The organism is Burkholderia sp. Bp8998 (assembly GCF_003854235.1).
Taxonomy (GTDB): Bacteria; Pseudomonadota; Gammaproteobacteria; order Burkholderiales; family Burkholderiaceae; genus Burkholderia.
The window spans coordinates 95,780-109,450 of record NZ_QTQF01000014.1; the positions used below are offsets into that span (position 1 = coordinate 95,780).

Below are 13,671 nucleotides of genomic sequence, written 5' to 3' on the forward strand. Positions count from 1 at the left end.
AAAAGGATCAGTCCTGTTATTTGTCTTCGACGCGCAAGATCGCGAGGAACGCTTCCTGCGGGATCTCGACCGAACCCACCTGCTTCATGCGTTTCTTACCTTCTTTCTGCTTCTCGAGCAGTTTCTTCTTTCGCGTGATGTCGCCGCCGTAGCACTTCGCGAGCACGTTCTTGCGCAGCGCCTTGATGTTCTCGCGCGCGACGATGTGCGCGCCGATTGCAGCCTGGATCGCCACGTCGTACATCTGGCGCGGGATGATCTCGCGCATCTTCGCGGCCACTTCACGGCCGCGATATTGAGACTGCGAACGGTGCACGATGATCGACAGCGCGTCGACCTTGTCGCCGTTGATCAGCATGTCGACCTTCACGACGTCCGACGAACGGTATTCCTTGAACTCGTAGTCCATCGACGCATAGCCGCGCGACACCGACTTCAGGCGGTCGAAGAAGTCGAGCACGATCTCGGCCATCGGGATTTCGTACGTGAGCTGCACCTGACGGCCGTGATACTGCATGTTGATCTGCGAGCCGCGCTTTTGCTCGCACAGCGTGATCACGGAACCGACGTAGTCCTGCGGCATGTACAGGTTCACGGTGACGATCGGCTCGCGCACTTCGGCGATGCGGCCGGGCTCCGGCATCTTCGCCGGGTTCTCGACCATGATCGTCGAGCCGTCGCTCTGCACGACCTCGTAGACGACCGTCGGTGCGGTCGTGATGAGGTCCATGTCGAACTCGCGCTCGAGCCGCTCCTGCACGATTTCCATGTGCAGCAGCCCGAGGAAGCCGCAGCGGAAACCGAAGCCGAGCGCCTGCGACACTTCCGGCTCGTACTGCAGCGACGCATCGTTGAGCTTCAGCTTCTCGAGCGATTCGCGCAGCGCGTCGTACTGGTTCGCCTCGACCGGATACAGCCCCGCGAACACCTGCGGCTTCACTTCCTTGAAGCCCGGCAGCGGCTCGGCGGCGGCCTTGGTCGCGTGCGTGACGGTGTCGCCAACCTTCGCGGCCGTCAATTCCTTGATGCCGGCGATGATGAAGCCGACCTGCCCTGCCGACAGCGAATCGAGATTGCGCGACTTCGGCGTGAACACGCCGACGTGCTCGACCGGATACTGCGCGCCGGTCGCCATCATCTTGATCTTGTCCTTCGGACGCAGCGTGCCGTTGACGATCCGCACGAGCATCACGACGCCGACGTAGTTGTCGAACCACGAGTCGATGATCAGCGCCTGCAGCGGCGCGGCCGGATCGCCCTTCGGCGGCGGCACCTTCGCGATCAGCGCTTCGAGCACGTCCTCGACGCCGAGACCCGTCTTCGCGCTGCAGCGCGTCGCGTCGGTCGCGTCGATGCCGATCACGTCCTCGATCTCCTCGATCGCGTTCTCGGGGTTCGCGGCCGGCAGGTCGATCTTGTTCAGCACCGGCACGACCTCGACGCCGAGCTCGATTGCCGTATAGCAGTTCGCGACCGTCTGCGCCTCGACGCCCTGGCTCGCGTCGACCACGAGCAGCGCACCTTCGCACGCGGACAGCGAACGGCTGACTTCGTACGAGAAGTCGACGTGCCCCGGTGTATCGATCAGGTTGAGGTTGTAGACCTTGCCGTCGCGGGCGCGATAGGACAACGCTGCCGTCTGCGCCTTGATCGTGATGCCGCGCTCGCGCTCGATATCCATCGAGTCGAGCACCTGCGCTTCCATTTCACGGTCGGCGAGACCGCCGCATACCTGGATGATGCGATCCGCGAGCGTCGACTTGCCATGGTCGATGTGCGCGATGATCGAGAAATTGCGAATATGATCCATTCAGTGCCGATCAAGCGAAAAAGGCGCGCTCGACGACTGCGGAGCACGCCTTGTAAGTCGGTGAAAAAACGGCTTATTTTAGCCGAAAAGGCCTTTGCCGGGCGGTAATTTGGGACGCCCGGCCAGGGGCGCCCCGTCGAAGGCCCTGGCTGGCGGAACCCGTCGCCGGCGGCCCCGCGCAACGCGTGGCCAGCCGGCAACGGAGCCGGGTTCAGCGTCGGGCCGCGAGCGTGCCGCGCACCCTCGCCTCATCGAACCGGTGGCGGCACACTTCCGTGCCGTCCAGCAGCAGCACCGGCACGTCTTCGTCGTAACGCGCAACCAGTGCCGGATCGGCGTCGATGTCGACGTAGTCGACCGCGACGCCGAATTCAGCCGCCACCGGCGCCAGCGCATCGCGCATGTCGTCGCACAAATGGCACCAGCCGCGGCCGTAGAGCGTGAACATCGGTGCGTTACTTCTGACCCGGGCGCGGGCGCACCGGCACGAACTGCGTGTTGTCGCCGCGCCGCACGAGCACCGCGACCGCCTTCTGCGGATCGAGCTGCGCGGTCACGTCGGCGAACTGCTTCGCGCTCGTGATGTCGGTATCGCCGACGCGCAGCACGATGTCGCCGCGCTGCAGGCCTGCACGCGCCGCCGGGCCATCGACACCGTCGATCTGCACGCCGTTCTTCAGCTTCAGCGACTTCATCTGATCCGCTGAAAGGTCACTGACCGTCAAGCCGAGCGAATTCGCCTGGCGCGGCTTCTGCGGCGCACTCTTGCGCTGCTCGGCCTTCGCCGTGGTCTCCGCCGGCGTCTCGGCGATCGTGATCGGCAAATCACGCGCCTGACCCTTGCGCCACACGCTGACGGTCGCCTTGGCGCCTGGCTTCGTGTCGCCGACCATGCGCGGCAGATCCGACGCCGTATCGACCGACCGGCCGTTGAACTTCAGGATAATGTCGCCCGGCTGGATGCCCGCCTTGTCGGCCGGACCGCCCGGCTCGACACTGCTGACGAGCGCGCCTTCCGCCTTCGGCAGCCCGATCGAGTCGGCCACGTCCTTCGTCACCTCGCCGATCGCCACCGCGATGCGGCCGCGCGTGACCTTGCCGGTCGCCTTCAGCTGGTCGGCCACGCGCATCGCCTCGTCGATCGGGATCGCGAACGAAATGCCCATGAAACCGCCGGTGCGGCTGTAGATCTGCGAGTTGATGCCGATCACCTCGCCCTGCATGTTGATCAGCGGGCCGCCCGAGTTGCCGGGGTTCACCGCGACGTCGGTCTGGATGAACGGCAGGTAGTCGCCCGTGTTGCGGCTCTTCGAACTCACGATGCCGGCGGTCACGGTGTTGTCGAGGCCGAACGGCGAACCGATCGCGACGACCCACTCGCCGACGCGCACCTTGTTCGAATCGCCGATCGCGACGACCGGCAGATTCGACGCCTGGATCTTGACGACCGCGACGTCCGTACGGTCGTCGACGCCGATCAGCTTCGCCTTGAATTCGCGCTTGTCGGTCAGCGTCACGTAGATGGTGTCCGCGTCGTCGACGACGTGCGCGTTGGTCATCACGTAGCCGTCCGCCGACACGATGAAGCCCGACCCGACGCCGCGGTTCTGCTCGGTGTCGGGCGGATTATCCGGTGCCGGCGCGTTCTTCGGGTTGCCGTTGCCGCCACCGTTGCCGGGCGCCTGCGGCAGCGGAATACCGAAGAAACGCCGGAAGAATTCCGACATGTCGCCGTTGTCGAAGCCCGGCGGGAGCACGCCGCGCGGGCCGGCCGTCGGCACGTTCGCGGTGGTCCGGATGTTCACGACGGCCGGCCCGACCTTTTCGACCAGATCGGCGAAATCGGGAAGGCTGGCAGCGGGAGGCGTGACCGCGGCGGCGGTATGCGGGGCGAGCGGCAGGCAGGCAAACAACACCGCCGCCGCGAGCACTTTGCGCAGCGTGAGTTTCGTCATGTCGGAAACCGTAGCGTTACTTGGAAGCCTTGTATTCTATGGCAGACGCGAACTGCTGCAACGTGGCCGGCGGCACTTCGCCGAGTACGGTGATCCAGTAGTCGCCGCGACGCTTCACGAGAACGTGGGTCGCGCCGGTGCTGCCCGCGCCTTCCTTGCGCATGTTCTTTTCGGCCGGCTCGATGAAGACGGAGATCGTCGCGAGGCCGTCGGTGAAGACGGCCTGATCGACCGGAATCGGCGGATCGCCGGCGTCGCGCGCGGCCATCGGCCGGCGCACCTCGCGAATCTTCCGGAAGCCGGCGATGGTCGGCGCGATCTGCCAGCCCTGCGCTTCCATGTCGACCGTCGCGACCGGCGGGCGGACCACCGTCCAGCCGCTCAGGTTGCGCATGCCGGCCGCGATCGCGGATTTGTCACCGGTCGTGCCGCCCGTCTGCAGTTGGGAAAACGCGACCTGCTCGAGCACGTGATCGCTCGCATCGAGCGTCTGCGAACGCAGCAGCAGCCCGGTGCGGGTGTCGGCCCACAGCTTGTACGTGAAGCGGTACGCATCCTTCGGCACGAGCTCGACCACCTGCGCATCGATCCCGGCCACACGGTCCTTGCCAAGCAGCTTCGCGTCATAAACGGACATCACGTGCTCGCCACCCGCACCGAGCAGCGCGGGGAACGAGTCGCGCGTCTGGCGGCGCTCGACCACGCACAGCTTGCGCTCGGGCACGAACGTGTACAGCTCGTCGTTATGCCGCAGCACCTTGCGCGGCTTGCCGTCGAGCGACTCGATCCGCTCGAACTCGCCGTCGCGGGACGCCGCGTGCACGATGCGCGACGACTGGACATACCCGCCGCGCTGATAGACGAACGTACCCTCGTAGCTCTGCTGCTGCGCCGCCTGCTGGATGCGGTCGAGCCACTCCGCCGCCCCCTTGCGGGTCGCGACGGGATCATCCGGTTGCTGAGCGCTGGCAGGGAGGGATTGAACGGACAACAGGGCGGCTGCGCAAAGCAGGAGGGCCGGCAGCCGCTTCCATCCGGAGATGGTGTGATTCAACTGCAATGTCCGCATCGGATTTATTGGCCTGGCGTGGTGGTCACGGCAGCGCGGATCAGCGGCATCGAGCCCGTGACGACGGGCTGCTGCGCGAATTGCTGGTGCGCTTCAAGGTATTGGTCCAGACTTGCGTCGCGGATGATGTTGACGTCCTGCAGGCCCGGCTGTGTCGATGACTGCGCAACCGTCACGCGCTGCAGGTTGCCGCTTTGCGGCGCACCTGCCGATGCGACCTGGACGGCGCCCGGCGCACCGGCCGTCTGCATCTGCGGGACGACGATCCACGTCAGCGTGGCTGCCGCGGCGGCCACCGCGAACGCGGGCACGACACGCCGGCGCAGCGACAGCAGCTTGCGCGCGGCCGGCGCGGCGGCCGGCGCGAGCAGGTGCGGCTCGCTTTCGAGCACGGCCGACATGCGCGCGGTGAACGCGACGCTCAGCGCGGGCGACAGCGCGAGTTCGTCCGAGCGCAGCGCATCGCCGATCAGGTGGTAGTGGGCCCATGCAGCGCGATCCGCGCGGTCGAGCTCAGCCAGAAACTGCCCGTGATCCGGGCCGTCGAACAGTTCACCGTCGACCAGAGCGGAAAGGCGCTCGCCGCGCGAGCACGCTTGCGACTGCGTATTGACCGACCCCATGATGCTCCCCATCTTGCACACACCCCGTCGTGATTTCACGACTCTATCCGTAACTAGACCCCGACCCGCGTCGTTACGCCCACCGCGCTTACCAGCGCTTGCCTTCGGGCGTATCGAGCAGCGGACGCAATTTCGCAGCGATTGCCTCGCGCGCCCGGAAGATTCGCGATCGGACCGTCCCGATCGGACAATTCATCATTTCCGCGATCTCTTCGTAGCTCAGGCCCTCGATCTCGCGCAGCGTAATCGCCTGGCGCAGTTCTTCGGGCAGGACGGCCATTGCAGCGTTGACCGTCTCGGCAATCTGCTTGCTCATCAACATCGACTCAGGCGTGTTGATATCCCTTAGTTGGTCTGCATCGGAGAAAGTTTCCGCTTCCTCGGCATCGGCCTCGGTGGAGGTCGGTGCCCGGCGGCCCTGCGTCGCAAGGTAGTTCTTCGCCGTATTGACGGCAATCCGGTACAACCACGTGTAGAACGCCGACTCGCCGCGAAATTGCGGCAGCGCACGATACGCCTTGATGAACGCGTCCTGGGCCACATCCTCGACCTCGGCGGGATCCCGCACGAGGCGCGAGATCAGCCGAATGATCTTGCGGTGGTATTTGGAGACCAGGAGTTCGAACGCTGCCTTGTCGCCTTTCTGTACGCGCTCGACCAGAGCCTGATCGATTTCTTTTTCACTCACCTGACAAATCCGTTAACTAGGGATGCAACGCGGAGCGTTATTGTAGCGTTCCGGCGCCGGCCGCTGGTTACGGTCGGTAACCGCGCCGCCGTCATGCCGGCCCCGCCTTGCCCGCGGTTCGCGCCAGCACGGACAGCGCGCTGAACGACGCCGCGTCGAGCGCATCGGCCGGAATCAGCAGCGGCCGCGCGCGCCGGGCGCCCTGCCCGACCGACAGCACGAGCAGCAGGCTGCTCCAGTGTGCATGGCCGGTCACGCGGCCCCGGGCCAGCAAGCGCCCGGTGCGGCCAAACGCCGCAATCTCCCCGAATGCATCGATCCGCAACTCGGCCGGCAGCCGGCGGGCGCAGGCCCGCGCGGCGCACACGGCAAGCAGCGCGGCCGTTGCCGAGGACACGCATGCGCCAGCGGCGGCACCGGCCCGCGGCGCCCAGAACAGGTACGCGGCCGCGGCCGCCGCCGCGACGAATGCGGCCAGCACGACATACGACACGGCCGAGGCCCGCAACGCAAAGCGCTGCGGACGCCCGGCCGGAGCATCGAATGGACTCGTCAAGCGATTTCAGCGTCAGACGCGCTTGAACACCAGCGTGCCGTTGGTACCGCCGAAGCCGAAGTTGTTCTTCACGGCCACGTCGATCTTCATGTCACGCGCGGTGTTCGCGCAGTAATCGAGATCGCACTCGGGGTCCTGGTTGAAGATGTTGATGGTCGGCGGCGACACGTTGTTGTGCAGCGCCAGCACCGTGAACACCGACTCGAGGCCGCCCGCGCCACCCAGAAGGTGACCCGTCATCGACTTCGTCGAGTTCACGACGAGCTTGTACGCGTGCTCGCCGAAAGCCGCCTTCACCGCGTCGGACTCGTTCTTGTCGCCGAGCGGCGTCGACGTGCCGTGCGCGTTCAGGTAGTGGACCTCGTCCGCGTTCACGCCAGCGTCGCGCAGTGCCGCGACCATGCAGCGGCGCGGACCGTCCATGTTCGGCGCGGTCATGTGGTACGCATCGCCCGTCATGCCGAAGCCCGAGACTTCCGCATAGATCCTGGCGCCACGTGCCTTCGCCGCCTCGTACTCTTCGAGCACCATCACGCCTGCACCCTCGCCCAGCACGAAGCCGTCGCGGTCCTTGTCCCACGGACGGGACGCGGTGGCCGGATCGTCGTTGCGGGTCGACAGCGCGCGCGCGGCCGCGAAACCGCCGATGCCCAGCGGAGACACCGTCGATTCGGCGCCGCCCGCGACCATCACGTCGGCGTCGCCGGCCTGGATCAGGCGCGCCGCGAGGCCGATGCTGTGCAGACCGGTCGTGCAGGCCGTCACGGCCGCGAGGTTCGGGCCCTTCAGGCCGAACATGATGCTCAGGTGACCCGAGATCATGTTGATGATCGAACCCGGCACGAAGAACGGCGAAATCCGGCGTGCGCCGCGATCGACGTAGGTCTGGTGCGTGTCTTCGATCATCGGCAGGCCGCCGATGCCGGAGCCGACCAGCACGCCGATGCGTTCCGCATTGGCTTCGTTCACTTCGAGGCCGCTGTCCCGGATTGCCTGGACGCCGGCTGCGATGCCGTAATGGATGAACGTATCCATGTTGCGGGCTTCCTTCGCCGGAATGTATTCCTCGGCGCTGAAGCCCTTCACTTCGCCCGCGAAATGGCAGGCGAGGTTCGACGCATCGAACTTCGTGACGGTGGCGATACCGGACTTGCCGGCGACGAGATTGGCCCAGCCGTCGGCAACATTATTGCCAACAGGCGAAATCAGCCCCAGGCCTGTAACAACAACACGACGGCGGCTCACGGTAACCTCTTTTCCATTATTGGATGACAAAAGCAAAAGCCACAGTGGCCACAGGAACCAGCCCTGCGAGCCCTGTGGCTGTTAGTCCGTCCGGCACGAAGCCGGCAGGATGGCGCGTCAATCGCGAAGATCGCGGCGACGTGGCAAACAAGCGCGAAAGGCGCTTACGCCTTGACGTTTGCGCGAGCGTAGTCGATCGCTTGCTGAACGGTCGTGATCTTCTCTGCTTCTTCGTCCGGGATTTCCATGCCGAACTCGTCTTCCAGAGCCATCACCAGTTCAACCGTGTCGAGCGAGTCCGCGCCCAGGTCGTTCACGAACGATGCTTCGTTCTTGATCTCGGCTTCTGCGACGCCCAGTTGCTCAGCGACGATCTTCTTGACACGTTGTTCGATGTTATCCATTACCCCTCCGAGGGAAAGTTCAGATTTACAAGTGCGCGCATTTTATCAGGTTTGCTGACGCCAAAACGCGCGTTGGCTTGATGGTCGATCAAGCGCCGATCCGCCTGAAAAACGGGATACGGCGCGGATGGTAAACGAAAACCGTTACGACATGTACATGCCGCCGTTCACGTGCAGCGTCGTGCCGGTGATGTAACCGGCCTGCGGCGATGCGAGGAATGCGACGGCATGGGCAATGTCTGCCGGGCTGCCGAGGCGGCCGAGCGGAATCTGGGTCTTGAGCGCGGCCTGCTGTTCTTCCGGCAGCGTCTTCGTCATGTCCGTGTCGATGAAGCCCGGCGCGACGCAGTTCACCGTGATGCCACGGCTGCCGATTTCGCGTGCGAGCGCACGGGTCATGCCCGCGACGCCGGCCTTCGCGGCCGCATAGTTGGCCTGACCCGGGTTGCCGGCCGAGCCGACCACCGACGTGATGTTGATGATACGACCGCCGCGGGCCTTCATCATCGGGCGCAGCACCGCCCGCGACAGGCGGAACACCGACTTCAGGTTGGTGTCGATCACCGCATCCCAGTCCTCGTCCTTCATCCGCATCGCGAGCTGGTCCTGCGTGATCCCCGCGTTGTTGACGAGCACGTGGAGCGCGCCGAATTCCTTCACGGTCGCGTCGATCAGCGCTTCGGCCGCCGCCGCGTCGTTGACGTTCAGCACCGCGCCGCGGCCCGTCACGCCCGCTTCCGCGAACCCGGCGGTAATCGCGGCAGCGCCCGATTCGCTCGTCGCCGTGCCGATCACCATCGCGCCCAGGCGCGCGAGTTCGAGCGCGATCGCCCGGCCGATGCCGCGCGATGCGCCGGTCACGATCGCGACCTGTTTATCGAGAGTCTTTTCCATGAATCGAATATCCGTCTCTTGAGGAAAGGCGCCGCGTCAGGCGGTCGCCAGCTTCAGTGCTTCGTCGAGCGAAGCCGGATCGAACACCGAGGCGCCGATCAGGTTGCCGTCGATGCGCTTCGTCAGGCCTGCCAGCACCTTGCCCGGACCGCATTCGATCACGTGCGTGACGCCCGTGCCCGCGATGTGCTGCACGCATTCGACCCAGCGCACCGGGCCCGCGGCCTGGCGCACCAGCGCGTCCTTGATCGCGGCCGGATCGCTGACCACCGCGACGTCGATGTTGTTGACGACCGGAATCTGCGGCGCCTTCACGTCGACGTTCGCAAGATAGTCGCGCAGCTGGTCCGACGCCGGCGTGAGCAGCGACGAATGGAACGGCGCCGAGACCGGCAGCGGCAGCGCGCGCTTCGCGCCCTTCGCCTTCGCGATCTCGCAGGCCTTCTCGACGGCCGCCTTCGCGCCCGCGATCACGACCTGCGCCGGCGCGTTGAAGTTCACGGCTTCGACGACGCCCGCTTCCGCGGCTTCGGCGCATACCGCGCGCACCGTGTCGTCATCGAGACCCAGGATCGCGGCCATGCCGCCCTGGCCGACCGGCACGGCCGCCTGCATCGCCTGCGCGCGGAAGCGCACGAGCGGCACCGCATCCTTGAACGCGATCGCGCCCGCGGCGACGAGCGCCGTGTATTCGCCGAGGCTGTGGCCCGCGACGATCGACGGTGCCGGGCCGCCGGCCTGCTGCCATGCGCGATAGCACGCGTAGGCGGCCGTCAGCATCACGGGCTGCGTGTTGGTGGTCAGATTCAGTTCTTCGGCCGGACCTTCGGCGATCAGCTTGCCGAGATCCTGATTGAGTGCATCGGATGCTTCCTGGAGCGTCTCGCGCACGACGGCCAGATCGGCGAATGCGTTGAGCATGCCGACCGACTGCGAGCCCTGCCCCGGAAAAACGAATGCAAATTTCATATCGTCCCCAATTGAATCGATTCGGACGGCGCGCGCGAACGGCGCGCCGGTTCGGGATCCGCGCGCGGCTCACGCGCGCTGCGGATCAGAAGCGGAAGACCGACGCGCCCCAGGTGAAGCCGCCACCGACGCCTTCGATCAGCACGTGCTGACCGCGCTGGATGCGACCGTCGCGTACCGCAGTGTCGAGCGCCAGCGGGATCGACGCAGCCGACGTGTTGCCGTGCTGGTCGACCGTCACGACCATGCGCTCCTGCGGCAGGCCGAGCTTGCGGCAGGTGCTGGTCATGATGCGGATGTTGGCCTGGTGCGGGATCAGCCAGTCGACCTGTTCGGGTGCGAGATTCGCCTTGGCGAGCGCCTCGATCGCGACCTTTTCGAGCACGTTGACCGCGAGCTTGAACACGGCCTGCCCGTCCATGTACAGGAACGCGCTACCGTCGATCACGCCGCGATTGACGTTGCCCGGCGTGCAGAGGATGTGCGAATAGCTACCGTCCGCGTGCAGCGCGCTGCCGAGCACGCCTGGCTCGTCCGATGCGGACAGGATCACCGCGCCCGCGCCGTCGCCAAACAGCACGCAGGTCGTGCGGTCCTTGAAATCGAGAATGCGCGAGAACGTCTCCGCGCCGACGATGAGCGCCGTGCGGTGCTGGCCGCTGCGGATGAAGCTGTCGGCCGTCGCCACCGCATAGGCAAAGCCCGAGCACACGGCCTGCACGTCGAATGCCGCGCCGCCGTTCTTGATGCCGAGCTTGTTCTGCAGCAGGCACGCGGTGCTCGGGAACACGAAATCGGGGGTCGAAGTCGCGACGATGATCAGGTCGATCGACTGCGGATCGATATCGGCCGCCTCGATCGCACGGCGCGACGCTTCGAGCGCGAGATCGCTCGTCGTGACGTCCGGTGCGGCGAAATGGCGCGCATGGATGCCCGTGCGCGCAACGATCCACTCGTCGCTCGTCTCGATGCCTTCCTTCGCGAGACGATCGGCGAGCTGCTGGTTCGTGACGCGGTCGGGCGGCAGGTAGCTGCCCGTGCCGAGCACGCGGGAATAGAGAGTCGATTGGGCCATTTATGCTTTAGAGGATTGCGCAGCGGAAGGTTCGGCGTGATGGCCTGCGGCCGGGCTCGTCGGGCCCGCGCCGCCCGCGTCGTGTTCGCCGTCGCCGAGCGACACCGAATTATCCGCCATCGCGCGCGCGAGGCGCTCCAGCACGCCGTTTTTGACGGCATCATACCCGCGTTTGATCGCCCACTCAAACGCGTAGGCATCGGCCGAACCGTGGCTTTTGATCACGAGGCTCTTCAGCCCCAGCAGCGCCGCGCCGTTGTACTGGCGATGGTCGACGCGCTTCTTGAAGCGCATCAGCACCGGCAGTGCGAGCAGCGCCATCAGCTTCGACATCAGCGAACGGCCGAACTCCTCGCGAATGATGTCGGACAGCATCTGCGCGAGCCCTTCGGACGTCTTCAGCGCGACGTTGCCGACGAAGCCGTCGCAGACGATCACGTCGACCGTGCCCTTGTAGATGTCGTTGCCTTCGACGTTGCCGCGGAAATTCAGCGTGCTGGCGCGCAGCAGTTCGCCTGCGCGCTTGATCGTCTCGTTGCCCTTGATGACCTCTTCGCCGATGTTCAGCAGGCCGATCGTCGGACGCTCCTTGCCTTCGAGCGCGGCGACGAGCGCATGCCCCATCTCCGCGAACTGCAGCAGGTGCTGCGGCTCGCAGTCGACGTTCGCGCCAAGGTCCAGCATCATCGTGTAGCCGGTCGGGTTCGGCAGTGCGAACGCGATCGCGGGCCGCTCGATGCCGGGCAGCGTCTTGAGCACATAACGGGAAACGGCCATCAGCGCGCCGGTGTTGCCGGCGGAGATACAGGCCTGGGCCGCGCCTTCCTTGACGTGGTTGAGCGCGACACGCATCGAAGAATCCTTCTTCTTGCGCAGCGCCACTTCGACAGGGTCGTCCATCGCCACGACTTCGGTGGCGGCCACGATGGTCAGCGCGGGATCGTCGAGGGCTTTCAGCTTTTTCAGCTGAGCGCGGATCGCGCTTTCGATGCCGACGAGCATCAGGTGCGCATCGGGATGCGCGCGGACGAACTTGACTGCCGCGGGAACGGTCACGGACGGGCCGTGGTCGCCTCCCATGCAATCGATTGTGAGCTTTACGGTCATGGAATGCGACGAATTTCAGGCACAAAAAAGCGGCAGTTGAATGCCGCCTTTTTGTTGCGCCAGGAAAGTGTCAAGCGAACCAGTTGTCACGCGAACGGCGATCGTAGCGCGCAACGCGTGACTTGACGCTTAGTCGTTCTTCGTCTTGACGACTTTCTTGCCGCGATAGTAGCCGTTCGGGCTGACGTGGTGACGCAGGTGCACTTCACCCGTGCTCGGCTCGACTGCCAGCGGCGCTGCCGTCAGGAAATCGTGCGAACGATGCATGCCGCGCTTCGACGGCGACTTCTTGTTTTGCTGGACTGCCATGACTAACTCCTAAATAATTTTCCGGATTCTAACACAGCCCGATCCGGCGCTTAACTACCCTGGCCCAAAGCCCTTACGCCTTCCCGCGCCACAACTGCTTAGTGTTTCTTGCTGCCGTCCCCGTCCTTCTTCAGCGCTTCCAGCGCTGCGAACGGATTCGGCCGTTTGCCTTCGTCCTCGTCTTCGGCGGACTCGTCGTCCGCGTCTTCCGAAGGACCGCTCGCACCCGACACGAGGCTTTCGTGAACTGCCGGGCAAACCTCGTGCTTGGGCACGAGCGGCAACGAAAGCAGCAATTCCTCTTCGATCAAGTCGACGAGATCGAACTGGCGCGAGCCCACGATCACATCGGCTTCATCGTCGTCGAGCGGAAATTCTTCAGCTTCTTCTTCGGTCGCAACGACCCGGTACGTCATGTCGACGTCGAACGTCTGGTCGTACGGGGTCACGCAGCGCTGGCACGTGAGCCACGCATGGCCGTGCACCGCGAGGCGCAGATACGGCTGCTGCCCATCGGCGCCGTCGTCCTGCAACTCCTTCTGGGTGAACCCCTCGGCCTGCCACGTGAAGACCGTGTCGCGATCGGGCGCGTCCGCCGGCACTTCGTTCAACATGCGCGGCAGTTGCGACAGGCGCACGGCACCTGCTGCCTGCCGCCCGCTGCGGGCGAATTCGAACAGGTCGACTGCGTGCGGATCAAGCGCTGCCGCAGGCTTGCCAGAAGAAGTGTTCATGTTGCGCTCCTGCCTACAGGCTGACTTGCGGGATCCGGCTTGCTGGCGCTGCTCATCTGGCGCCGCTCCCGTACGCGATCTACACCACGTACGATGCGTACTTTACTTCCGAAGACCCGGCAGGCGCCACCACAGCGGAAGCCTGCCGACGAAAAGCGGGAAAGCATACCTGTTTTACCTTTTGCGGTCAATCACTTATGCTTGCACCCTCGCAACACCGCGCCACACCTGAC

Annotated in this window: 15 protein-coding genes; all 15 read right to left on the reverse strand. The window is 65.3% G+C overall.

Annotation, left to right across the window (positions count from 1 at the left end):
- Nucleotides 1-16 precede the first annotated feature (16 nt).
- Nucleotides 17-1,810, reverse strand: a complete 1,794-nt coding sequence (gene lepA / locus DIE06_RS16130; protein ID WP_044844766.1) for a translation elongation factor 4 — start codon at nt 1,808-1,810, stop codon at nt 17-19.
- A gap of 211 nt (nt 1,811-2,021) precedes the next feature.
- Complete coding sequence (locus DIE06_RS16135) at nt 2,022-2,258, reverse strand: glutaredoxin family protein (protein ID WP_124662275.1); 237 nt, start codon at nt 2,256-2,258, stop codon at nt 2,022-2,024.
- 7 nt (nt 2,259-2,265) lie between these two features.
- A complete protein-coding gene (locus DIE06_RS16140) occupies nt 2,266-3,765 on the reverse strand; it encodes a DegQ family serine endoprotease (protein ID WP_124662276.1) in 1,500 nt (499 codons plus the stop codon).
- A 16-nt stretch (nt 3,766-3,781) separates the two neighbouring features.
- Entirely contained in the window at nt 3,782-4,834 is a 1,053-nt protein-coding gene (locus DIE06_RS16145; protein WP_124662277.1) for a MucB/RseB C-terminal domain-containing protein, read from the reverse strand.
- Nucleotides 4,835-4,839: 5 nt separating this feature from the next.
- A complete protein-coding gene (locus tag DIE06_RS16150; RefSeq protein WP_124662331.1) occupies nt 4,840-5,457 on the reverse strand; it encodes a sigma-E factor negative regulatory protein in 618 nt (205 codons plus the stop codon).
- An 88-nt stretch (nt 5,458-5,545) separates the two neighbouring features.
- Nucleotides 5,546-6,145, reverse strand: a complete 600-nt coding sequence (gene rpoE, locus DIE06_RS16155) for an RNA polymerase sigma factor RpoE (protein WP_011883961.1) — start codon at nt 6,143-6,145, stop codon at nt 5,546-5,548.
- A 91-nt stretch (nt 6,146-6,236) separates the two neighbouring features.
- Nucleotides 6,237-6,701, reverse strand: coding sequence for a hypothetical protein (locus tag DIE06_RS16160; RefSeq protein ID WP_124662278.1), 465 nt, complete (start codon nt 6,699-6,701; stop codon nt 6,237-6,239).
- A 12-nt stretch (nt 6,702-6,713) separates the two neighbouring features.
- The gene (gene fabF, locus DIE06_RS16165; protein ID WP_124662279.1) at nt 6,714-7,946 is read right to left on the reverse strand and encodes a beta-ketoacyl-ACP synthase II; all 1,233 of its coding nucleotides are present in this window, start codon (nt 7,944-7,946) and stop codon (nt 6,714-6,716) included.
- Between the two features lie 164 nt (nt 7,947-8,110).
- Entirely contained in the window at nt 8,111-8,350 is a 240-nt protein-coding gene (gene acpP, locus DIE06_RS16170) for an acyl carrier protein (protein ID WP_004197638.1), read from the reverse strand.
- 144 nt (nt 8,351-8,494) lie between these two features.
- On the reverse strand, nt 8,495-9,244 hold the full coding sequence (fabG, locus tag DIE06_RS16175) for a 3-oxoacyl-ACP reductase FabG (RefSeq protein WP_124662280.1): 750 nt from the start codon (nt 9,242-9,244) through the stop codon (nt 8,495-8,497).
- A gap of 36 nt (nt 9,245-9,280) precedes the next feature.
- Nucleotides 9,281-10,213 carry an ACP S-malonyltransferase gene (fabD, locus tag DIE06_RS16180; RefSeq protein WP_124662281.1) on the reverse strand — a complete coding sequence of 311 codons (933 nt, stop codon included), beginning with the start codon at nt 10,211-10,213 and terminating at the stop codon, nt 9,281-9,283.
- An 85-nt stretch (nt 10,214-10,298) separates the two neighbouring features.
- Nucleotides 10,299-11,288, reverse strand: a complete 990-nt coding sequence (locus DIE06_RS16185) for a beta-ketoacyl-ACP synthase III (RefSeq protein WP_124662282.1) — start codon at nt 11,286-11,288, stop codon at nt 10,299-10,301.
- Entirely contained in the window at nt 11,289-12,395 is a 1,107-nt protein-coding gene (gene plsX, locus DIE06_RS16190; RefSeq protein WP_124662283.1) for a phosphate acyltransferase PlsX, read from the reverse strand. It lies immediately after the preceding gene.
- A gap of 129 nt (nt 12,396-12,524) precedes the next feature.
- Entirely contained in the window at nt 12,525-12,704 is a 180-nt protein-coding gene (gene rpmF, locus DIE06_RS16195) for a 50S ribosomal protein L32 (protein WP_006051932.1), read from the reverse strand.
- Between the two features lie 98 nt (nt 12,705-12,802).
- On the reverse strand, nt 12,803-13,438 hold the full coding sequence (locus tag DIE06_RS16200) for a DUF177 domain-containing protein (RefSeq protein WP_124662284.1): 636 nt from the start codon (nt 13,436-13,438) through the stop codon (nt 12,803-12,805).
- Nucleotides 13,439-13,671: the final 233 nt, after the last annotated feature.